We start from the raw sequence: 21,588 nt of genomic DNA, 5'->3' as shown, positions 1-21,588 counted from the left end.
GTTGACTTTTGGCACGCTGTTGAGTTCTCAAGGAACGGACACTTCCTTCGAGCCGCCTTCCAGCGGGCCCTCCGGGCGCTTCGTTCTTTCGTGTTCCCAGCTTATCAGATGTTTTCCGCTCCGTTTCCGGGGCTTCGTTCATCCAACTCGCCGGTGTCTTCCGGGGCTTGACGCCCTGTCCGACGTTTCAAACTCTAGCCGAACCCCGCTCCGAAAAGCGAATCCAGCTGCAATCCGATAAAAGGCGCACGCCGAATAAGCACCGAGCCGCCACGCGAAAAGCGAAACGACCGGCACGAACCGGAAGTGGTGTTTCAAGGGATTGGCCGCTCCGGGACCGTCCGCGCCAATGCGTGTCCGGTGCTCCCTGCCGAGCGACTAGGAAACACTACCCCTCTCCGGCGCCTGGGGCAAACCGGTCCCGGGGACGGTCCGGGTGCAGATCGCACGGCCCTGCTTCACGTACTCGCCGTTGGGGTGATCGTTGCCAGTGACCCAGCGCAGCGCGGTGGCCTCGTCCCGGCCGCCATCGCGGTGGCGGCGGAGCAGGCGGTGCTCGCGGACGGTGTCGTCGGTGTCGACGTACCAGAGTTCGCGCAGCAGTCGGCGGGCGTCCGGCCAGGGGGCGTCCGCGGCGGCGAGGTAGTTGCCCTCGGTGATGACCAGGCGGGTGTGCGGGCGGACGACGTGGCGGGCGGCGACCGGTTCGTCCAGGGTGCGGTCGAAGTCGGGGACGTAGATGTCCTGGAAGCGGTCGGCGGCGACCCGGCGCAGCAGGGCGACGTAGCCGTGGGCGTCGAAGGTGGCCGGGGCGCCCTTGCGGTGGGTCAGTCCGAGGCGGTCGAGCTGGGCGGCCGAGAGGTGGAAGCCGTCGAGCGGGAGGTACGCGGCCGTGCCGGGGCCTTCGACGCGTTCGACCGCGGCGACGAGGTGGCGGGCGAGGGTGGACTTGCCGGCTCCGGGCGGGCCGACAAGTCCGAGGATCGTACGGGCGTTGCTGCCCGGGCCGCGGAGGAGTCCGAGGGCAAGGGCGGTGAGGCGGTCCTCGTTCATGGCCGCACCCTACTCACTGGCCCGGGCCCGACGGCGGGCCCAGGCTCGGACTCGGACTCGGGCTTGGACTCGGGCACTCAGACACTCACGCACTCAGGCTCAGGCGCGCACGGGAGCGGGGACCGAAACGGGGACGAGGGCGGGCTGATCCAAGGTGAGGGTGCCGGCGTCCGCGTCGAGCACGGCGGGGACGCCGAGCGGGACGGTGAGGGTGGACGGGCAGTGGCCGAAGCCCAGTTCCCAGAGCACGGGCACGCCGAGCCCGCCGAGGCGGTCGAGCATCACGTCGCGGACCCGCTCGGGCCGTCCGCAGCCCTCCCAGGAGCCGAGGGCTATGCCGGCCACGCCGTCGAGGGCGCCGGAGCGCAGGAACTGGGTGAGCAGGCGGTCGAGCTGGTACGGGTGCTCGTTCACGTCCTCGAGGACCAGGATGCTGCCCCTGTAGGAGGGGCGGGCGGCGGGGGTGCCGCGCTCGGCGGCGAGGACGTGGACGCATCCTCCGGCGGTGACGCCGTGGGCGCGGCCGGGGACGAGCGCGCCGGCGGTGGGCGAGGTGAGGACGGTGGTGGCGGCGGGGTCGAAGAGGGTCCGGCGCAGGTGTTCTGCGGTGGGTCCGTCCTCGATGAAGGAGGAGGCGGCGGCCATCGGCCCGTAGAGAGTGGCGAGTCCGAGGCGCTGGGCGAAGGCCTCGTGCAGGGAGCTGACGTCGCTGAAGCCGATGAAGGGCTTGGGCCGGGCGGCGCGCATCGCGGTCCAGTCGAGCAGGTCGACGATCCGGTGGACGCCGTAGCCGCCGCGGGCGCAGATGACGGCGTCGACGGTGGGGTCGAGCCAGGCGTCCTGGATGTCGGCGGCGCGGTCGACGTCGGGGCCGGCCAGGTAGCCGAGGGCGGGGTGGGTGTCGAGCACGTGCGGGGCGACGGTGACGCGCAGGCCCCAGGAGCGGAGGAGCGCGCAGCCGGCGGTGAGCCGCTGGGGGTCGATCGGGCCGCTGGGGGCGACGACGGCGATGTGGTCGCCGGGGCGCAGCTGCGGCGGGCGGGTCAGTCCCTGGCCGGGCGTGGTGGGGTGCTGGTCCATGGACCGGGCCTTTCGGGGAAGGGGCGGGGCTGTGGGCGGCCTCGGGGTGTGGTCGAGGCCGCCCGGTGACGATATGCCCGCCGGTCGACCGGCCGATGTCCGTGGACGGGCGGACCGCGGTGGGTCCGTGCGGGTTGAGGGCCCTTCAGATCGCGCCCATCACCTCCCGCACCTCGGCGAGGGTGGCGTCGGCGATGGCGTTGGCGCGTTCGGCGCCGGCGCGCAGGACCTGCCGCAGGTGGCCGCGGTCGGCGGCGAGGTCGGCGCGGCGGGCGCGCAGCGGACGGAAGTGCTCGTTGACCGACTCGATGACGGTGCGCTTGAGGGCAGCCGCGCCACCGTCGCCGATCTCCTCGGCGATCTCCTCCGGGAGGCGGTCCTGACAGAGCGCGGCGAGCAGGACGAGGCCGGAGACCTCGGGGCGGGCGGTCGGGTCGTAGGTGATGCGGCGGTCGGCGTCGGTCTTCGCGCCGCGGATGATCCGGGCGGTCTCGTCCTCGTCGGCGCCGAGGGCGACGGCGTTGCCGCGGCTCTTGCTCATCTTGCCGCCGTCGGTGCCGAGCAGCATCGGGGCGTCGGAGAGCAGCGCCCGGGGGCGGGGGAAGACGGCGCTGCCGTCGGCGTGCGGGTAGCGCTCGTTGAAGCGGCGGGCGACGGTGCGGGCGACTTCGAGGTGGGGCAGCTGGTCCAGGCCGACCGGGACGAGGTCGGCCTTGCAGAACAGGATGTCGGCGGCCTGGTGCACGGGATAGGTGAACATCAGTCCGTTGACGGCGGCCTGGCTGGAATGGGCGATCTCGTCCTTGACGGTGGGGTTGCGGCTCAGTTCGGCGACGCTCACCAGGCTGAGGAAGGGCAGCAGCAGCTGGTTGAGGGCGGGGACGGCGCTGTGGGCGAAGATCGTGGCCCGGTCGGGGTCGAGGCCGGCGGCGAGGTAGTCGAGGACGAGGTTCTCGGTGTGCTCGGCGAGCCGGTCGGCGATGTCGCGGTCGGTGATGACCTGGTAGTCGGCGACCAGGACGAACATCTCGACGCCCTGGTCCTGGAGCCGGACCCGGTTGCGCAGGGTGCCGAAGTAGTGGCCGAGGTGGAGCGGGCCGGTGGGGCGGTCGCCGGTGAGGACGCGGTGGGCGCCCGGGTCGGCGATCAGGTCAGCGGCCGTCAGGACGGGGCTGGTCGACTCTGAGGCGTTCGGGCCGGGGGCGTCCAGGTCGGACGTGGTCAGCTCGGAGGTGCTGGCGGTCATCGGGTTTCTCCCTCGGTACGGCGGTGGTGGCGGCCGTCCGGGGCGCGGGGCCCGTCCCGTGGGGAAACGCGACAGGGCCGTCCATCCCGGACGGCCCTGGTCAGGCGAGTGTGGTGGCCGTCCTAGGACGGCCACCAGCACAGGCCCACGAAGCGCTTCATGGCTCCCACGATAGCGTCAGTCCTCCACCACCAGGGCGGGGGTGTCCTTGCGCAGCGTCTCGCCGCGGAAGAACTCGGGGCGGACCAGGCCGTACCAGGTCATCAGGCCGGCGCCGAGCAGCAGGATGCCGACGCCGATCACGAACACCGAGCCGATGCCGAACAGCGCGCCGCTGCCGTAGTCGGGGGACCACGCGTCGGTGAGGGTCTGCAGGAAGACGGCGCTGAGCAGAAGGCCGCCGAGCAGTGGGGCGGCGCCCTTGAGCAGCAGGTCGCGGAGGCTGCCGCGGAGCGAGCGGCGGAAGTACCAGGCGCAGGAGAACGCGGTGAGGGCGTAGTAGAAGCAGATCATCAGACCGAGCGCCAGGATGGTGTCCTGGACGACGTTCTCGCTGATCAGGCTCATGCCGACGTAGAACACGGCGGTGGCCGCACCGGCCGCGACGGTGGCGTAGCCCGGGGTACGGAAGCGCGGGTGGACGGCGCCGAAGCGCGGCGGCACGGCGCGGTAGGCGCTCATCGCGAGCAGGGTGCGGGCCACCGGGATGAAGGTGGTCTGCAGGCTCGCGGCGGCGCTGGCGACGACGGCCAGGAACAGCAGGATGCTCCACGGCGAGCCCAGCACCGGGCGGGCGAGCGCGGCGAAGACGTTGTCGGCGGTCTCCGGGTTGCCGAGGCCGTTGCCGGTGCTGCCGACGCCCGCGAACATCTGGGCCGCGATCGCGACCAGCAGGTACGAGCCGACCAGGGTGACCATGGAGATCATCGCGGCCCGGCCCGGGGTCCTGGCGCTGCCGAGGGTCTCCTCGTTCATGGTGAGGCAGGTGTCCCAGCCCCAGTACATGAAGATCGACAGCGACAGTCCGGCGGTGAACGCGCTGAACGAGCCGACCTGGAGCGGGTTGAGCCAGGAGAAGGAGAAGCCGATCGAGTCGGGCAGCCCGCCGGTGGCGGCCTTGCCGATCGCGATGGCCGAGAAGAGCAGCAGCACGGCCAGTTGGAGGCCGACCAGGCCGTACTGGAACCACTTGGTGGCCGTCATCCCGCGGTAACTCATCGCGGTGGCACCGGCGATGAGCAGGACCACGGTGAGCAGGTGGACGGCCTTGTTCTGGTCGAGTCCGGCGATCCAGTCGCTGCCGGTCATCTCACCGAGCATCAGGTAGAGGAAGTTCGTCGCGACCCCGGCCAGGTTGGAGAGCACGATGATGGTCGCGACGGTCAGCCCCCAGCCCGCCATCCAGCCGACCCGGGGGCCGAAGGCCTTGACCGTCCAGGTGAAGGACGTTCCGCAGTCCGGGAAGTCCTTGTTCAGCTCCTTGTACGCGAACGCGACGAGCAGCATCGGCAGGAAGCCGGCCAGGAACACGGCCGGCATCCGGACGCCGACCGCGGTGACCGTCGGCCCGAGCGTCGCGGTCAGGCAGTAGACCGGGGCGACCGTCGAGACGCCCAGCACCACGCTGCCCAGCAGGCCGACCGAGTTGCCCCGCAGGCCCTTGTCCCCCGCTCCCCCAGCCGTCCCCGATTCGGGGACGCCACCACTGGTGCCACTGACCGGGGCACCCTGCGGAGCGCCGGGCGCCATTGCCCGGCCGCTGCTTGTGTGCTCTGAGAGCTGCTGATCAAACACCAGCGCACTCTAAGGCGGATGCGGAAGGTTGAATAGACCAACTCTTGGTGATTTTATGCACTTACGATGACTTTTGACTCCCCGGCGAGCACCCCTGTACGAGAGGTACAGCAGGCAGCAAGGTAGGTTTGCCTCACCTAACCTCGATCGCCCGGTCCCGACCCGTGAAGGAGCGTCGCGTGGCCCCCGACTCCGACGGCCCGACCCCCGCCCGCCGCACCCCCACCCGCCGCCGCTTCCTCACCGCCGGGGTGACCGGCGCCGCCGTGCTCGGCCTCGGCGGACTCCTCACCGCCTGCGGCAGCTCGGGCGGCACTGGAAGCAGCGGCGGCAGTGGCGGTACGAAGCCGGGCGGCGGCTCGCCCGACCAGAAGTCGGTCAAACAGGGCGGCGACGACTACGCCAGCGTCATCGAGAAGATGAAGGACTTCGGCACCGACGCCGCCCCCGGCGTCTACCCGCGCACCGTCAAGCACGCCATGGGCGAGACCGTCATCCCCGCCAAGCCCACCCGGGTCGTGGTGCTGGACACCGGCGAACTCGACAACGTCGTCTCGCTCGGCATCCAGCCGGTCGGCGTCGTCCACACCGACGGTTCCAAGTCGCTGCCCTCCTACCTCAAGGACAAGGCCGGCAACCCGGCCGCCGTCGGCACCATCAACAGCCTCAACCTGGAGGCGATCGCCGCACTCAAGCCCGACCTGATCCTCGGCAGTCAGCTGCGCGCCCAGGACCAGTACGCCCAGCTGTCGAAGATCGCACCCACCGTCTTCTCGCTGCGCCCCGGCTACCCCTGGAAGCAGAACTTCCTGCTCAACGCCAGCCCGTTCGGCCTGCAGGCCGAGGCCAAGGCGCAGCTCGACGCCTACCAGGCGGCCGCCACCGCGATCGGCACCGGACTCGGCGGCAAGCGGCCCACCATCACGCCGCTGCGCTTCATGCCGGGCCGCACCAGGCTCTACGCCGAGCTCTCCTTCATCGGCACCGTCCTCACCGACGTGCCGCTGCCGCAGCCCGCGATCGAGCAGGTCAGGGAACTCGCGGTGGAGGTCAGCCCGGAGCAGATCGACAAGGCCGACGCCGACTGGATCTTCTACGGCGTGTACGGCAGCCCCAGTTCGACCAACCAGGACGCGGTGCTCGGAGGCGCACTCTGGAAGACGCTCGGCGCGGTCAAGTCCGGTCAGGCCCGGCCGGTTTCGGACGAGACCTGGTTCCTCGGGCTCGGCGTCACGGCGGCCAACGCGGTACTCGCCGACCTCAAGGGCTTCGTCGCGCCCGGCAGTTGAGCCGATACGCCTGGTAGGGAGCGCCGCCGGTCCGCCGACGATCACTCCGTACTCGCGCGCACACGCCCGGGAATGACGCTTGGAGCTGATCGCGCGGTGCGGGAGGATCGTCGGGACCGTCCCCCGAAGGGCCCGCCGATGACCTCGCTCCACCCCAGCTCCACCGACCCCGCCCTGCCCGGCCCGCCCGGAGGCGGCGCCGGTACCCCGCCCCCGGCCGACGGGACGCCAGCCCCGCCGGGACGGCCCGGACCGCCCGCTCCGGCGGCGCCGATCTGCTCCATCGCCGCCGCGGCCGAAGGCGCCCCGGCCCGCCACGACTCGGTGCCGCAGCCGCGCACCCCGGAGGACGTCGAGGCACAGCTCCGCCACGCCGTCGCCGGCGACGGCGACGGCGACGGCGACGCGACGGCGGCCCGGCTCCGCGCGACGCTCGCCGACCGGCTGCGGACCGGGCGCGCGCCGGAGCGCTCGCTCGCCGAACTGGCGGCCTCGGGCCGGCAGTCGGTCGCGCAGGTGCGGACGCTGCTCGGCGAGACCGCGGAGGAGGCCCCGGTCTCGGCCAGGACCGCTGGCGCCGACGCCCCCGTCGAGGAGGCCGGGCCGGGGTTCGTCCGGCTCCAGCAGGCGCCGTCGCCGGAGGCCAACCGGCCCGCGCTGGTGCCGCGTTCGACGCGCGAGGAGCTCCGGAGCCTCGCCTCGCGACGGCCGTCGCCCTCCCGCCGACTGCGCCGGATGCATCCCCAGGCCGACCCGACCGGGCAGGAGGCGATCGCACGGGAGACGGCCGCGACCGACCCGGCCGGAGCGGGGTCACAGAGTGCCGGACGGGTAAGTGAACCGGGCGGTGCAACGGGGGCGTCCGCCGATCGCACGCCCCCGGCGGACGCCTGGGCCGTGACGGAGGCTCGGGCCGTGACGGACGCCCGCGCTGTCGCCGGGGCCGGATCCCCGGCGTTCGGGGGCCACGCATCCCGGACCGACGTGTCCTGGACCGAAGCACCCCCGGCCGACGTGTCCTGGACCGGCGCGGCCCGGGCCGAACCGCCGCTCGGCATCCTGATCGGCGGCAGCCCGGTCCAGCCGGAGGCCGTCGGCCGCCCGGAGGAGCGGACGCCGGTCCGGGTGGCCGCGGAGCCGATCCGGGTCGGGCGCGGCACCAGCCTGGTCGTGCTGCCGTCCTGGCGTCCCGCCATCGCGGTCTCGGTGTCGACCGAACAACTGGTCACCGAGACCGGGCTCACCGTCGAGCAACTCGCCGACGCCCGGCTGACGGTGCGGATGAACCCCTGGGCGCTGCACGACCGGGAGCTGGACCTGCACGGCTGGGCACCCGGTCCGGCCGGGCCGACCGGCCGGGCGCCCCGCCGCGGCGGGCGCGGCCCGGGCTAGCGGGCGTTCGGGAGGTAACCGAGGTCGACGGGCACCGGAGGGCGCCCGTCGACCGCCCAGCCCGCGCGGACGGATTCCAGCAACTCCGGCAGCCGGGGCGGCCAGAGGGCGTCGGCGTGCTCGTCGGCGAGGTCGGCCTCGGTCCACCAGCGCCAGTCGAGGATCCGGTCCTGGGCGTGCACCGCGCTGACGTCGCCGACCGGGCCGCGGTGCGGTCCGGTGGTGAGGAAGATGTGCTCGTGCTGGCGGACCGGGGTGCCGTGCCAGGTGAAGTCGTGCTCCCAGGTGCAGAGCAGCGGGCCCGGTTCGAGGTCGATCCAGCCGGTCTCCTCCCACAGCTCGCGCCGGGCGCCGGCCTGCGGGGTCTCGCCCGGTTCCAGTCCGCCGCCGGGCATGGTCCAGTGGACGCCGACCTCGTCGTTGTCCGAACGGAGCAGGAACACCGAGCCGTTCCCGTCCAGGACCACCGTGCGGGCGGCCTGACGGGGAACGCGGGTACGCGGTCGCAGCAGTCTTCGCATCGGGACACTCTGACAGCGCCCGGACCGGGCGTCGACCGGATTCACCGCCCCGGAAGCCCAGTTGACCCCGCCCCCAGCACCGGACCGCCGCCGAGCGGCAGCCGGGGACGGCCCGCCCGCCGTACCCTGACCGCCATGCCCGTACCCTCGATCATCTTCCCCGCCGATCCGCTCAATCCGCGCCGGCCCGATCCGCACTTCACCTGGGAGGCCCGGCTGACAAGGGAGTTGGGCGGCGAGCACCATCTGGTCGACCACGACGCGCTGCTCGCCGGACACGCCGAGGAGGCCGTCCGGCGGGTGCCCCGGGGCAGCGGGCCGCTCTGGTACCGGGGCTGGATGCTCCCCTCCGGCCGGTACGCCGAGTTCGCCGCCGCGCTCGCCGCCCGCGGCGGCAACCTGCTGACCAGTGCGCCCGGATACGCGGCGGCGCACGAACTCCCCGGCTGGTACGGGGTGTTCGAGGGGGCGACCCCGCCCAGCGTGTGGATCCCGTCCGACGGGACGGCGGCGCCCACCCCGGCGGAGCTGGCGGACGCCGCGGCCCGGCTCGGCGGCAGCGGGCCGGCGATCGTCAAGGACTACGTGAAGTCACGCAAGCACGAGTGGCACGAGGCCTGCTACGTACCGGAGTTGGCGGACCTGGCGACCGTCGGCCGGGTGGTCGGGCGGTTCGTCGAGCTGCAGGGTGAGTTCCTGGCCGGCGGGGTGGTGCTGCGGCGGTACGAGGAGTTCGAGCGCACCGACGGACCGGACCGGGACGGCGCCCCGGCCGCAGCCGTCGCGGGCGGCGACGGACGGGCCGTGGAAGCCCGGGTGTGGTGGCTGGACGGCCGGCCGATCATGGTCGGGCCGCATCCGGACGCCCCGCACCAGCGGGTCGAGCCCGACCTCACCGACGTCCCCGCACTGGTGCGAAGACTCGGCTGCCGCTTCGTCACCACCGACCTCGCCAGCCGGGCCGACGGCTCCGGCTGGCGGGTGGTGGAGGTCGGGGACGGACAGGTGAGCGACCTGCCGCGCGGGGTGGACGCCTCGGGCCTGCTGGCCTCGCTGATCGCGGCCTGACGCACGGCGTGCCTGCCCGCCCCCGGTCGAAGGGGCGGGCGGGCACGCGGGCGGTCGGATCAGCCGGCGGCGACCGGCTCGGCCGGTGCCGGGTGGCCGTCCGCGATGAACGCCTGCCAGAGCCGGGCGTACGTCCCGCCCAGGGCGAGCAGTTCGGTGTGGGTGCCGTCCTCGACCACCCGGCCGTGGTCCAGCACGACCACCCGGTCCGCGCGTTCGGCGGTGGTCAGCCGGTGGGCGATGACCAGGGTGGTGCGGCCGCCGCTGAGCCGGTCCGCGGCCTGGTTGACCGCGGCCTCGGTGGCCAGGTCGAGCGCGGCGGTGGCCTCGTCCAGCAGCAGGATGTCCGGGTCGACCAGTTCGGCCCGGGCCAGCGCGATCAGCTGGCGCTGGCCCGCCGAGAGGTTCCGGCCGCGGCCCGCGACCTCGTGGTCGTAGCCGTCGGACAGCCGGACGATCATGTCGTGCGCGCCGACCGCCCGGGCCGCCGCCTCCACCTCGGCCGCCGAGGCGTCCGGCCGGCCGTACGCGATCGCCTCGCGGACCGTGCCCGCGAACAGGTACGCCTCCTGCGGCACCACGCCCAGGCGGTGGCGGTACTCGGCCAGGTCGTAGCGGGTGAGGTCCACCCCGTCCACCCGGACGGTGCCCGCGGTCGCGTCGTAGAACCGCGCGACCAGCTTGACCAGCGTCGACTTGCCCGCGCCCGTCTCGCCGACCAGCGCCACCGTCTGACCGGCGGGGATGTGCAGGTCGACGCCGCTCAGCACCTCCGGCGCGCCGTCCGCGCCGCCGTTGTAGGCGAAGCCGACGCCCTCGAAGCTGATCTCCCCGCGCAGCCCCTCCGGCACCGGGACCGGGTCGGCCGCCTCGGCGGTGGTGGTCGGGGTGCGCAGCAGCTCGCGGATCCGGCCGAGGCCCACCGAGGCCTGCTGGTAGCCGTCGAACACCTGGGACAGCTGGTTGACCGGGGCGAAGAACAGGTCGATGTACAGCAGGTACGCGACCAGCGCGCCGACCGTCAGCGTGCCCGCGTCCACCCGGGCGGCACCCACGATCAGCACCAGTGCGGCGGCCACGCTGGAGAGGAACTGGACGAACGGGAAGTACAGCGATATGTAGAACTGCGCCCGGACCCGGGCCTCGCGGTAGGCGATGCCGCGGGCCACGAAGCGGTCGGTGTTGGTGTCGAGCCGGCGGAACGCCTGGACGATCCGCATGCCGGCCACGTTCTCCTGCAGGTCCGCGTTGACCGTGCTGATCAGGTCGCGGGAGCGCTCGTACTGGTCCTTGGACTTCTTCCGGAACACCAGGGTGGCGATCACCAGCAGCGGCAGTACGGCGAAGACCACCAGGGCCAGGCCGGCGTCGATGATCAGCAGGGCCGCGAAGATCCCGGCGAAGGTCAGCAGGCTGACCACGGCGGTGACCATGCCGGTCTGCAGGAAGGACGTCAGCGAGTCCAGGTCGGTGGTCATCCGGGTCATGATCCGGCCGGTCAGCTCGCGCTCGTAGTAGTCCAGGCCGAGCCGGTTGAGGTGGGCGAAGATCTTGAGCCGGAGGGTGTAGAGCACCCGCTCGCCGGTACGGCCGCTGACCCGGTTCTCGGCGCTCTGCACCAGCCAGTCCAGCAACACCACGACCAGCGCGGTGATCGAGGCCACCGCGACGCCGGACATCAGGCCCTTGCGGACGCCCTCGTCGATGCCGTGCCGGATCAGCACCGGCAGCACCAGCCCGGCCGCCGCGTCGAGGGCGACCAGCAGCAGGGCGATCAGCAGCGGGACGCGGAAGGGGCGCAGCAGCCGGCCCAGGCTGAAGTCGGGGTCACCGGCCTCGGCCTCGGCGCGGGGGACGGCGGGGGCGTCGGTGGCCGGCGGAAGGGCGGCGACCTTGTCCAGCAGATCGGGGTCGGCGGTGCGGGCCGCCTTGGCGAGGGCGGGGGTGGCGAGTGCGGGGGCCGGTCGGCCGGGGTGTTCGGTCCGCTCGCCCTGGTCCGGCTGTTCCGGGCCTTCGGTCCGCTCGGGCTGTTCCGGGTGTTCGGTCCGCTCGGGCTGTTCGAGCTGTTCGGTCCGCTCGCCCTGGCCGTCCAGGAGCTCGGACGCGGGCCGGGGCCCGGGGGTGGGTCCCGCCTCGGGGTCGGTGATCAGGGCCCGGTACTGGGGACATCGGGCTTCGAGTTCCTCGTGGGTGCCGAGGTCCAGCAGCCGGCCCTGGTCCAGCACGGCGATCCGGTCGGCGAGTTGGAGGGTCGAGCGGCGGTGGGCGATCAGCAGGGTGGTGCGGCCGGTCATCACCGAGCGCAGCGCGTCGTGGATCTCCGCCTCGACCTGCGGGTCGACGGCCGAAGTGGCGTCGTCCAGCAGCAGGATCCGGGGGTCGGTGAGGATCGCCCGGGCCAGGGCGATGCGCTGGCGCTGACCGCCGGAGAGGGTCAGCCCCTGCTCGCCGACCTTGGTCTCGTAGCCGTCCGGCAGCGCGCGGACGAACTCGTCGGCCTGGGCGGCGCGCGCGGCGGCGACGATCTGCTCGTCGGTGGCGTCCGGGCGGCCGTAGGCGATGTTGGTGCGGACCGACTCCGAGAACAGGAAGCTCTCCTCGGGCACGATGCCGACCGTCGCGCGGACCGAGTCCAGAGTGAGGTCGCGCAGGTCGTGGCCGAAGAGGCGGACGGCGCCGGCCGCCGGGTCGTAGAAGCGGGGCACCAACTGGGCCACCGTCGACTTGCCGGAGCCGGAGGCCCCCACCAGGGCCAGCGTCTCGCCGGGGGCCAGCTTCAGGCTGAGGCCGTGCAGCACGGGAGCCGGGTGCTCGGGGTCGTAGCGGAACTCGACCCGGTCGAACTCCAGGGCGACGTCGGGGGTGCGGGGGCCGGCCGCGCCGCCGTCCGCAGCCGTGTCTCCGTGGGTGAGGTCCAGGGTGAGCGCGTCCGGGCGCTCCTGGACCAGCGGGCGCTCGTCGATCAGCTGCAGGACGCGCTCGACGCCCGCCCGGGCCTGCTGGCCGACCGTGATGACCATGGTCAGCATCCGCACCGGACCGGTCATCTGCGCGACATAGGTCGAGAAGGCGACGAACGTCCCGAGCGACACCCGCCCGTCGACGGCCAGCCAGCCGCCGAAGGCCAGCACCGCGACCTGGGCGAGGGCCGGGATCACCTGCATCGCCGGGTTGTAGCGGGCGTTGAGGCGTATCGACCGGAGCCGGGCGGCGAACAGGTTGCGGGAGACCCGCTCCAGCTTGTCCCGCTCCTGCGCCTCCTGACCGAATCCCTTCACCACCCGGACGCCACCGATCGCGCCGTCCACCACGCCCGCGACCTCGGCCGCCTCCTGCTGGGCGGCCCAGGTGGCCGGGAACAGGCGCTTGCGGCTGCGCACGCTGACCCACCACAGCGCGGGGGCCATGACCAGGGCGACCAGGGTCAGCGGCGGGGACAGCCAGACCATCACGCCCAGCGACATCACGAACATCAGCAGGTAGCCGGTCATCATCGGCAGCATCGACAGCAGGCCGTTGATCAACTGGAGGTCGGAGGTCGCGCGGCCCACCACCTGGCCGGTGTCCAGGCGGTCCTGGCGGTGACCGTCGAGCCGGCCGAGCGAGCGGAACAGGTCGCTTCGCATGTCGTGCTGGACGTCGAGGGCCAGCTGGCCACCGTAGTAGCGACGGATCTGGGTGCAGCCGAAGACCACGACAGCGGCGAGCAGCAGCAGCACCGCCCATGGCGCCAGCGAACGGGTGTGGGCGACGATGACGTCATCGATGATCAGCTTGGTGACCAGCGGCACCAGCGCGGTGACGGCCATGCCGAGCAGCGAGGCGCCGAAGGCGAGCAGCAGGCTGCGGCGGGACCGCCAGCTGTAGCCGCCCAGGCGGCGCAGCCACCCATCGGCCGGGGCGGCTGTGTCCGGGGCGGTCGTGTCCGGGGTTGCGGCTGCGTCCGGGGTGGCGTCCGCAGTCTGCCCGGCGGCCGTGCCCGGGGCGCCGGCCGTGCTCCGGGCGGCGGTCGGGCCCGGCTCGGGGCGCGCGTCGGCGGCCTGCGGGCCGTCGCCGGGGGTCGCCGGGTCGGGGCCGGGGGCCGGTGGGCCGCTCGGGGATTGCTCCACCATGGATCCGTGAGTCTCGGGCATATTTAGGGATGCTAACCATTTCGTCGGGTGGCCGCCACGGTTATTCCGGCCGCGCGGGGCGGTCGGGGCTGGTTCCGGGGCGGCCCGGATCGTCCGGTCCGGCGGACGGGGCAACAGTCTGCGGCCTGCGGTGATTCCCGCTCGAACACAGCTGCGACCCGACGGTCCGGCCCTGTCCCAAGGGTCGCCGACCCGAGCGGCGTGCGCCCAGCGGCCCGAGGGCGGGCGGACGCCGTCCTTTGGACCTAGGGCCGCTGGCGGTGCCGGACCGGGCGGCCTGGACTTCGGGCGGGCCCTGACCCCCCGGCAGGCCCAGGCCTCAGATCGGCTCGGGCATCAGCACCAGGCGGGCTCGGACATCAGGCGGGCTCGGACATCGGGTCGACCTCAGCCACGGCGGCCGCGGCGGCGGAGTCAGCACCGGAGTCCGCAGCAGCCGCGGCGGCGGAGTCCGCGGCCGCCGCGAAGGCGCCGTGGGCGAGGGTGTGCAACAGCGCGGCCATGCCGTCGCGCTGCAGACCGGTGCGCTCGCCCTGGACCGGGTTCGGGCCGAGGCTGTGCGGGGTCGAGTTGATCAGGCCGAAGACCGCGTGCACGGTGGCCCGCGCCACCGGCTCGGCGGCGGGGACGGCGAGCGGCGGGTGGGCCTGCCGGACCACGTCCACCCACAGCTCCACGTAGCCGCGCTGGAGCCGACGGACGGTGCGGCGGTCCTCCTCCTTGAGGTTCAGCAGCTCGCGGTCGTGCAGGGTGATCAGGTCGCGGTCGTTCAGGGCGAAGTCGACGTGGCCGCTGATCAGCGCGTCCAGCGCGGCGGCCGGACCGTCGCCGCCACCCGCCCGACGGCGCCCCTCGTCCAGCAGGCGCTCGCTGATGCCGACCAGCAGATCGGCCAGCATCGCGTCCTTGCCGGCGAAGTGACGGTAGAGACCGGGGCCGCTGATGCCGACGGCCTTGCCGATCTCGTCCACGCCCACGCCGAGGAAGCCCCGGGCGGCGAACAGTCGCGCGGCCTCCCGACGGATCTGGTCGCGGCGTGGGATCGCGGAGGCTGCGGGGACGTTCGGCATGCCGTCCATCGTAGACAGTGGGGTTATCGGCCGTTAACCTGGGCGCGTAAGTTAACGTTAATTAACGTGGGGACCGCAGGCGCACCGCGCTCGGCCCCGCGCACCTGCTGCCGAGGGCAAGGGAGCTCTTGGGATGGTCATCTCAACCACCGGCGCATCCTCCGGCGTCCGGCTCAGCGCAGCGACCGGCACCCCGGTGACATCGGGCGCCGTACCACCGGGCGCCGCCGCACCGGCACCCCGGCTCGGCACCTCCGCCGACCCGGGATCCGCGGCCTACCGGGCCAACACCGAGGCGCACCAGGCCCTGGTCGCCGAACTGCGCGCCAAGCTCGACGCGGCCGCCCTCGGCGGGGGCGCCAAGGCCCGCGCCCGGCACACGTCGCGCGGCAAGCTGCTCCCCCGCGACCGGGTGGACACCCTGCTCGACCCGGCCTCGCCCTTCCTGGAGCTGGCCCCGCTGGCCGCCGACGGGATGTACGACGGGGCGGCGCCCGCGGCCGGGGTGATCGCCGGCATCGGCCGGGTCGCCGGACGCGAGGTGGTGGTGGTCGCCAACGACGCCACCGTCAAGGGCGGCACCTACTACCCGATGACGGTGAAGAAGCACCTGCGCGCCCAGGAGGTCGCGCTGGAGAACCGCCTGCCCTGCATCTACCTGGTGGACTCCGGCGGCGCCTTCCTCCCGATGCAGGACGAGGTCTTCCCGGACCGCGACCACTTCGGCCGGATCTTCTACAACCAGGCCCGGCTGTCGGCCGCGGGCATCCCGCAGATCGCCGCCGTGCTCGGCTCCTGCACGGCCGGCGGCGCGTACGTCCCGGCGATGAGCGACCAGGCGGTGATCGTCCGCAACCAGGGCACGATCTTCCTGGGCGGACCGCCGCTGGTGAAGGCCGCCACCGGCGAGGTGGTCACCGCCGAGGAACTGGGCGGCGGCGAGCTGCACTCCCGGACCTCGGGCGTGACGGACCACCTGGCCGAGGACGACGCCCACGCCCTCTCCATCGTCCGCACCATCGTGTCCGAGCTCGGCCCGCGCACGGCCAAGCCGTGGCCGCTCACCCCGGTCGAGCCTCCAGCCGTCGACCCGGCCGGCCTGTACGGCGCCGTCCCGGTCGACCCGCGCACGCCCTACGACGTGCGCGAGGTGATCGCCCGGCTGGTCGACGGCAGCCGCTTCGCCGAGTTCAAGGCCGAGTACGGCGCGACCCTGGTCACCGGGTTCGCCCGGATCCACGGCCACCCGGTGGGCATCGTCGCCAACAACGGCGTGCTGTTCTCCGAATCGGCCGTCAAGGGCGCCCACTTCATCGAGTTGTGCGACCAGCGCGGCATCCCCCTCCTCTTCTTGCAGAACATCACCGGGTTCATGGTCGGCCGGCAGTACGAGGCGGGCGGCATCGCCAAGCACGGCGCCAAGATGGTCAACGCCGTCGCCTGCACCAGGGTCCCGAAGCTGACCGTGGTGGTCGGCGGCTCGTACGGAGCCGGCAACTACTCGATGTGCGGCCGGGCCTACTCACCTCGCTTCCTGTGGATGTGGCCGGGCGCCAAGATCTCCGTGATGGGCGGCGAGCAGGCGGCCTCGGTGCTGGCCACCGTCCGCCGCGACCAGCTGGAGACGCGCGGCGAGGAGTGGCCGGCCGAGGCGGAGGAGGAGTTCAAGCGCCCGGTCCGCGAGCAGTACGAGCGCCAGGGCAACGCCTACTACGCCACCGCCCGGCTCTGGGACGACGGCGTGATCGACCCGATGGACACCCGTACCGTGGTCGGCCTCGCCCTCACCGCCTGTGCCAACGCGCCGCTGGCGCCGCCCGCCCCGTACGGCGTCTTCCGCATGTGACGTCGCCCGCCGGCGGCTACGACCCCGTCACCGCTCCCGTGATCCCTCCGTTCCGGGCGTGACCCCCGAGGTGCCGGTCCGAGGACCGGGCCGGCGCCTCGACCGCCCACCGCCACCTCCTTCTTACGGCTCCCCTCGACCCGGAGGAACGCCTCCTATGTTCGACACAGTTCTGGTCGCCAACCGCGGTGAGATCGCACTGCGGGTGATCCGCACCCTGCGGCGGCTCGGTGTCCGCTCGGTCGCCGTGTTCAGCGACGCGGACGCCGACGCACCGCACGTCCGCGAGGCCGACGTCGCGGTCCGGCTCGGCCCGGCCGACCGCAGCGACAGCTCGGCGGCCGAGACCTACCTGCGCACCGACCAGATCCTCGCCGCCGCCTGCCGCACCGGCGCCCAGGCCGTCCACCCCGGCTACGGCTTCCTCGCCGAGAACCCCGGCTTCGCCCGCGCCTGCGCCGACGCGGGCCTCGTCTTCATCGGACCACCTCCCGGTGCGGTCGAGCTGATGGGTGACAAGATCAACGCCAAGGAGGCCGTCCGGACCGCCGGCGTCCCGGTGGTGCCCGGCAGCCAGGCCGCCGCGCCCTCCGACGAGGACCTCGTCGCCGCCGCCGACGAGATCGGCTACCCCGTCCTGCTCAAGCCCTCCGCCGGTGGTGGCGGCAAGGGCATGCGCCTGGTGCGGGACCCGGCCGACCTGCCCACCGAGATCGCCGGCGCCCGCCGCGTCGCCCGGACCGCCTTCGGCGACGACACCCTGTTGCTGGAACGCTGGGTCGACCGGCCGCGCCACATCGAGGTGCAGGTGCTGGCCGACGCCCACGGCACCACCGTCCACCTCGGCGAGCGCGAGTGCAGCCTGCAGCGCCGCCACCAGAAACTGATCGAAGAGGCTCCCTCCGTTCTCCTCAATGCCGAGACCCGCGCCGCGATGGGCGCCGCGGCCGTCCGCGCCGCCGAGTCCTGCGGCTACACCGGGGCCGGCACCGTGGAGTTCATCGTCCCCGGCATCGACCCGGACGCCCCCGCCTCCGCCGCCGAGGGGGTGCGGGACTTCTTCTTCATGGAGATGAACACCCGCCTCCAGGTCGAGCACCCGGTCACCGAACTCGCCGTCGCCGTCGGCCCGGACGCGGCCCGACTGGACCTGGTCGAGTGGCAACTGCGCGTCGCCGCGGGCGAACCGCTCACCTTCACCCAGTCCGATGTCTCCTTCCTGGGCCACGCCATCGAGGCCCGCATCTGCGCCGAGGACCCGGAACGGGACTTCCTGCCCACCGGCGGTCGCATCCTCACCCTGGACGAGCCCCGGGGCGAGGGCATCCGCGTCGACTCCGGGGTCGCCCCCGGAACCGTCGTCACCAGCGCCTACGACCCCATGCTCGCCAAGGTCATCGCGTACGGGCCCGACCGCCCGACCGCGCTGCGCCGGCTCCGCGCCGCGCTGGCCGACACCCGCATCCTGGGTGTCACCACCAACACCGGCTTCCTGCGCCGACTGCTGGCCCACCCCGACGTCGTCGCCGGCCGACTGGACACCGGCCTGGTGGAACAGACGGCCCAGCAGCAGCCGGCCCTGCTCGTCGCGCCCCACTCCCCGTCGAACGCGGCAGCGCCGACCGCAGTGCCGACCGCAGTGCCGTCGGCTGAAGCCGCTCCGGCCGGGGCCGACGCCCCGGCGACCGAACCCCCGTCACCTGCCCACCTCCTCTACTACGCGGCCGCGCTGGCACGGCACCTGGAACTCACCCCGGCCGCCGACCCCGGCGGCTGGACCGACCCGTTCTCCTTCCCCTCCGGCTGGCGCCTGGGCGGCACCCCCGCCTGGACCACCCACCGACTCCGTACCCCCGGCCAGGACCCGGTCTCGGTGCGCATCCGTCCGATCACTGCGGGCAACGTAACCGGTGCCACTGACAATTCCCCCGAACCCACCCGCGAGGTGGAGCTCCAGCTGGACGCCGGGCCCGTGCACCGCGCCCGCGCGACCCTGGCGGCCGACCGGCTGCACCTGACCGTCGACGGCCTGCGGACCGCCTTCGCGCTGGCCACCGACGCCACCCCCGGCCTCGCGGCGGGCCCGGTGAGCTGGCTCGGCATCGAGGGCGACGCCTGGCCGATGCACGCCTACGACCCGGTCGTCGAGAGCGCCGCCGGGGCCGCGGCGCACCACGGCGCCCTGACCGCCCCGATGCCCGGCACCGTCACGGTCGTCAAGACCACGGCGGGCGAGACGGTCCGCAAGGGCCAGCCCCTGCTCGTGCTGGAGGCCATGAAGATGGAACACGTGATCGCCGCGCCGCACGACGGCGTGGTGGCCGAGCTGCGGGCCACCGCCGGCGCCACCGTCGCGATGGAGGACCTGCTGGTCGTGGTCACCCCGGCCGACGAGGCCGCCGAGCCCGCGGCGGTGCGGTCATGACCACCCCGGACCCGACCACCCCGGCCACGACTGCCCCGGACACCGCCGCCCAGGGCACCACCGCCCAGAAGGGCGCCGCCCACGAGCCCGACGCCCTCGACCTGGGGCTGCCCGACCCGGTCCGCGCCCACGGCCTGCCCGAGGAGGTCCGGATCCACGAGGTCGGGCCGCGTGACGGGCTGCAGAACGAGGGCTCCCTGGTGCCCGTCGAGGTCAAGGCGGAGTTCATCGGCCGGCTCGCCGCCGCCGGGCTGCGGACCGTCGAGGCGACGAGCTTCGTTCACCCGAAATGGGTACCCCAGCTCGCCGACGCCGAGGAGCTGGTGCCGCGGCTCGCCGACCTGCCTGGGCGCCACCCCGGTCTGCGGCTGCCGGTGCTGGTGCCCAACGAGCGCGGCCTCGACCGTGCGCTCGCCCACCACGTCACCGACATCGCGGTGTTCGCCAGTGCCACTGAGACCTTCGCCCGGCGCAACCTCAACCGCTCGGCGGACGAGGCCATGGCGATGTTCCGGCCGGTCGTGACCCGGGCCACCGAGGCCGGGATCACCGTCCGCGGCTACCTCTCGATGTGCTTCGGCGACCCGTGGGAGGGGCCCGTCCCGGTCGACCAGGTGGTCCGGTACGGCGTCCGGTTGCTGGAGATGGGCTGCGCCGAGCTGAGCCTCGGCGACACCATCGGCGTGGCCACTCCGGGCCAGGTCGGCGCCCTGCTGACCGGCTTTGCGAAGGCCGGCGTGCCGGTCGAGCGGCTCGCCGTGCACTTCCACGACACCTACGGCCAGGCGCTCAGCAACACCCTGGCCGCGCTGCGCGAGGGCGTCACCACGGTGGACGCCTCGGCCGGCGGCCTGGGCGGCTGCCCGTACGCGAAGAGCGCGACCGGCAACCTGGCCACCGAGGACCTGGTGTGGATGCTGCACGGGCTCGGCATCCGGACCGGTGTCGACCTGCGCGCGCTGGTCGCGACCAGCGGCTGGATGGCCGAGCGCCTCGGCCGCCCGAGCCCCTCCCGCACCGTCCAGGCGCTGCTCGGCGCCGCCCGGGGCTGACCCGCCCCGTCTGGCTCCCCGGCGCCGGCCGTCCGTTCGGTCCGGCCGGCGCCGCGGCACCGCGTTCATCCGCTTCCATCCGCGTTCATCCGTCAACCGCACCGTGCGACCGTCACACCGTCAGATGGACGCCGGTCATCCCGCTCACGCCCGCGGCCACCCCCGGCCGGGCACCAGGAGGATCAGATGCTCGACCACCGGCTCAGCAGCGAGTACGAGGAACTGCGGCGCACCGTCGCCGAGTTCGCCCAGGACGTGGTGGCGCCGAAGATCGGCGAGTTCTACGAGCGGGAGGAGTTCCCCTACGAGATCGTCCGCGAGATGGGGCGGATGGGCCTGTTCGGCCTGCCCTTCCCGGAGGAGTACGGCGGCATGGGCGGCGACTACTTCGCCCTCGGCCTCGCCCTGGAGGAACTCGCCCGCGTCGACTCCTCGGTGGCGATCACCCTGGAGGCCGCCGTCTCGCTCGGCGCGATGCCGATCTACCGCTTCGGCACCGAGGAGCAGAAGCGCGAGTGGCTGCCCCGGCTGACCTCCGGCGAACTCCTCGGCGCCTTCGGCCTCACCGAGCCCGAGGGCGGCTCGGACGCCGGGGCCACCCGCACCACCGCGCGGTACGACGAGACCACCGACGAGTGGGTCATCAACGGGACGAAGTGCTTCATCACCAACTCCGGCACGGACATCACCGGACTGGTCACCGTCACCGCGCTCACCGAACCGCTCGCTCGTTCGAGTGAAGAAGGCGAATTCCGCTCGCCTGTACGGGAGATCTCCTCCATCATCGTGCCCACCGGGACCCCGGGGTTCCAGGTCTCGAAGAAGTACTCGAAGGTCGGGTGGAACGCATCCGACACCCGCGAACTGTCCTTTACCGACTGCCGCGTTCCCGCGGCCAACCTGCTGGGCGAGCGTGGCCGAGGCTACGCCCAGTTCCTGCGGATCCTCGACGAGGGCCGCATCGCGATCGCGGCCCTGGCCACCGGCCTGGCCCAGGGCTGCGTCGACGAGTCCGTCAAGTACGCCGGCACCCGCCGGGCCTTCGGCCGCCCGATCGGTGCCAACCAGGCCATCCAGTTCAAGCTCGCCGACATGGAGCTGCGCGCCCACACCTCCCGCCTGGCCTGGCGGGACGCCGCTTCCCGGCTGCTGCACGGCGAACCGTTCAAGAAGGAGGCCGCGATCGCGAAGCTGTACTCGTCCGAGGCCGCCGTCGACAACGCCCGCGAGGCGACCCAGATCCACGGCGGGTACGGCTTCATGAACGAGTTCCCGGTCGCCCGCTTCTGGCGCGACTGCAAGATTCTCGAGATCGGGGAGGGCACGTCCGAAGTCCAGCGCATGCTCATCGCCCGGGAGCTCGGCGTCACGTCGTGACGGTCGGATCCTGACGATCGACTCCTGACCGTCAGCTGCCGCCGGTCACCTCCTGAGCCGAGCACTCCGGGCCGACAGACCGCTCCACAACGGGAGTTGTGGAGCGGACCGAAGCGGCGGAAGCCGCCGGACAGACACCGGAGGAGGCACCAGGGACAACAGGGGTTGCGCAGGGGCTACAGGGCTACAGGAGCAACAGGGCTACAGGAGCAACAGGAAAGGCAGCCGCGGGAGTTCGCGGA

Annotated in this window: 14 protein-coding genes; 7 read left to right on the top strand and 7 right to left on the bottom strand. The window is 73.2% G+C overall.

Annotation, left to right across the window (positions count from 1 at the left end; genetic code table 11):
- Positions 1-378 precede the first annotated feature (378 nt).
- The 4 genes from ACZ3YL_RS16150 to ACZ3YL_RS16135 form a co-directional block, all read right to left on the bottom strand.
- Positions 379-1,053, bottom strand: coding sequence for a nucleoside/nucleotide kinase family protein (locus ACZ3YL_RS16150; protein WP_188306936.1), 675 nt, complete (start codon positions 1,051-1,053; stop codon positions 379-381).
- Positions 1,054-1,152: 99 nt separating this feature from the next.
- Positions 1,153-2,133: a S66 peptidase family protein gene (locus ACZ3YL_RS16145; protein WP_188306937.1), complete on the bottom strand. Its 981-nt coding sequence runs from the start codon at positions 2,131-2,133 to the stop codon at positions 1,153-1,155.
- 145 nt (positions 2,134-2,278) lie between these two features.
- Positions 2,279-3,379: a tryptophan--tRNA ligase gene (gene trpS / locus ACZ3YL_RS16140; RefSeq protein WP_465657856.1), complete on the bottom strand. Its 1,101-nt coding sequence runs from the start codon at positions 3,377-3,379 to the stop codon at positions 2,279-2,281.
- Between the two features lie 177 nt (positions 3,380-3,556).
- The gene (locus ACZ3YL_RS16135; protein ID WP_465657854.1) at positions 3,557-5,128 is read right to left on the bottom strand and encodes an APC family permease; all 1,572 of its coding nucleotides are present in this window, start codon (positions 5,126-5,128) and stop codon (positions 3,557-3,559) included.
- 224 nt (positions 5,129-5,352) lie between these two features.
- On the opposite strand from ACZ3YL_RS16135, the gene ACZ3YL_RS16130 reads away from it, so the two are divergent.
- Positions 5,353-6,462, top strand: a complete 1,110-nt coding sequence (locus ACZ3YL_RS16130) for an ABC transporter substrate-binding protein (protein ID WP_465657852.1) — start codon at positions 5,353-5,355, stop codon at positions 6,460-6,462.
- Positions 6,463-6,600: 138 nt separating this feature from the next.
- The gene (locus tag ACZ3YL_RS16125; protein WP_465657851.1) at positions 6,601-7,854 is read left to right on the top strand and encodes a hypothetical protein; all 1,254 of its coding nucleotides are present in this window, start codon (positions 6,601-6,603) and stop codon (positions 7,852-7,854) included.
- Here ACZ3YL_RS16125 and ACZ3YL_RS16120 read toward each other — a convergent pair.
- Positions 7,851-8,375 carry an NUDIX hydrolase gene (locus ACZ3YL_RS16120; RefSeq protein WP_465657848.1) on the bottom strand — a complete coding sequence of 175 codons (525 nt, stop codon included), beginning with the start codon at positions 8,373-8,375 and terminating at the stop codon, positions 7,851-7,853. The genes ACZ3YL_RS16125 and ACZ3YL_RS16120 overlap by 4 nt on opposite strands.
- Positions 8,376-8,510: 135 nt before the next feature.
- On the opposite strand from ACZ3YL_RS16120, the gene ACZ3YL_RS16115 reads away from it, so the two are divergent.
- Complete coding sequence (locus ACZ3YL_RS16115; protein ID WP_188307037.1) at positions 8,511-9,443, top strand: ATP-grasp domain-containing protein; 933 nt, start codon at positions 8,511-8,513, stop codon at positions 9,441-9,443.
- Between the two features lie 59 nt (positions 9,444-9,502).
- Here ACZ3YL_RS16115 and ACZ3YL_RS16110 read toward each other — a convergent pair whose 3' ends face one another.
- Together ACZ3YL_RS16110 and ACZ3YL_RS16105 are read right to left on the bottom strand one after the other, a co-directional pair.
- Entirely contained in the window at positions 9,503-13,555 is a 4,053-nt protein-coding gene (locus ACZ3YL_RS16110) for an ABC transporter ATP-binding protein (protein ID WP_465657845.1), read from the bottom strand.
- 380 nt (positions 13,556-13,935) lie between these two features.
- Positions 13,936-14,646, bottom strand: coding sequence for an SACE_7040 family transcriptional regulator (locus ACZ3YL_RS16105; RefSeq protein WP_188305884.1), 711 nt, complete (start codon positions 14,644-14,646; stop codon positions 13,936-13,938).
- A 133-nt stretch (positions 14,647-14,779) separates the two neighbouring features.
- Here ACZ3YL_RS16105 and ACZ3YL_RS16100 point away from each other — a divergent pair, with 133 nt between their 5' ends.
- The 4 genes from ACZ3YL_RS16100 (at position 14,780) to ACZ3YL_RS16085 (ending at position 21,346) form a co-directional block, all read left to right on the top strand.
- Entirely contained in the window at positions 14,780-16,492 is a 1,713-nt protein-coding gene (locus ACZ3YL_RS16100; protein ID WP_223242516.1) for a carboxyl transferase domain-containing protein, read from the top strand.
- 157 nt (positions 16,493-16,649) lie between these two features.
- On the top strand, positions 16,650-18,917 hold the full coding sequence (locus ACZ3YL_RS16095) for an acetyl/propionyl/methylcrotonyl-CoA carboxylase subunit alpha (RefSeq protein WP_465657843.1): 2,268 nt from the start codon (positions 16,650-16,652) through the stop codon (positions 18,915-18,917).
- Positions 18,914-19,969 (top strand): hydroxymethylglutaryl-CoA lyase, encoded by a 1,056-nt coding sequence (locus ACZ3YL_RS16090; RefSeq protein ID WP_188305882.1) that lies wholly within the window; start codon positions 18,914-18,916, stop codon positions 19,967-19,969. The genes ACZ3YL_RS16095 and ACZ3YL_RS16090 overlap by 4 nt, the downstream gene beginning before the upstream one ends.
- 186 nt (positions 19,970-20,155) lie before the next feature.
- Entirely contained in the window at positions 20,156-21,346 is a 1,191-nt protein-coding gene (locus tag ACZ3YL_RS16085) for an acyl-CoA dehydrogenase family protein (RefSeq protein ID WP_188305881.1), read from the top strand.
- Positions 21,347-21,588 lie beyond the last annotated feature (242 nt).

Source organism: Kitasatospora sp. NPDC023176, from assembly GCF_055560495.1.
The sequence above is the reverse complement of the archived record's forward strand: the minus strand, read 5'-3'. Positions and strand labels throughout refer to the sequence as shown.

What these genes read in the sequence shown, in the direction of transcription:
- ACZ3YL_RS16085 (WP_188305881.1), top strand. Translation starts at nt 20,156, where the DNA reads ATGCTCGACCACCGGCTCAGCAGCGAGTACGAGGAACTGCGGCGCACC.
- ACZ3YL_RS16135 (WP_465657854.1), bottom strand. Translation starts at nt 5,128, where the DNA reads ATGGCGCCCGGCGCTCCGCAGGGTGCCCCGGTCAGTGGCACCAGTGGT.
- ACZ3YL_RS16090 (WP_188305882.1), top strand. Translation starts at nt 18,914, where the DNA reads ATGACCACCCCGGACCCGACCACCCCGGCCACGACTGCCCCGGACACC.
- ACZ3YL_RS16105 (WP_188305884.1), bottom strand. Translation starts at nt 14,646, where the DNA reads ATGCCGAACGTCCCCGCAGCCTCCGCGATCCCACGCCGCGACCAGATC.
- trpS (WP_465657856.1), bottom strand. Translation starts at nt 3,379, where the DNA reads ATGACCGCCAGCACCTCCGAGCTGACCACGTCCGACCTGGACGCCCCC.
- ACZ3YL_RS16120 (WP_465657848.1), bottom strand. Translation starts at nt 8,375, where the DNA reads ATGCGAAGACTGCTGCGACCGCGTACCCGCGTTCCCCGTCAGGCCGCC.
- ACZ3YL_RS16150 (WP_188306936.1), bottom strand. Translation starts at nt 1,053, where the DNA reads ATGAACGAGGACCGCCTCACCGCCCTTGCCCTCGGACTCCTCCGCGGC.
- ACZ3YL_RS16110 (WP_465657845.1), bottom strand. Translation starts at nt 13,555, where the DNA reads ATGGTGGAGCAATCCCCGAGCGGCCCACCGGCCCCCGGCCCCGACCCG.
- ACZ3YL_RS16125 (WP_465657851.1), top strand. Translation starts at nt 6,601, where the DNA reads ATGACCTCGCTCCACCCCAGCTCCACCGACCCCGCCCTGCCCGGCCCG.
- ACZ3YL_RS16100 (WP_223242516.1), top strand. Translation starts at nt 14,780, where the DNA reads ATGGTCATCTCAACCACCGGCGCATCCTCCGGCGTCCGGCTCAGCGCA.
- ACZ3YL_RS16095 (WP_465657843.1), top strand. Translation starts at nt 16,650, where the DNA reads ATGTTCGACACAGTTCTGGTCGCCAACCGCGGTGAGATCGCACTGCGG.
- ACZ3YL_RS16115 (WP_188307037.1), top strand. Translation starts at nt 8,511, where the DNA reads ATGCCCGTACCCTCGATCATCTTCCCCGCCGATCCGCTCAATCCGCGC.
- ACZ3YL_RS16145 (WP_188306937.1), bottom strand. Translation starts at nt 2,133, where the DNA reads ATGGACCAGCACCCCACCACGCCCGGCCAGGGACTGACCCGCCCGCCG.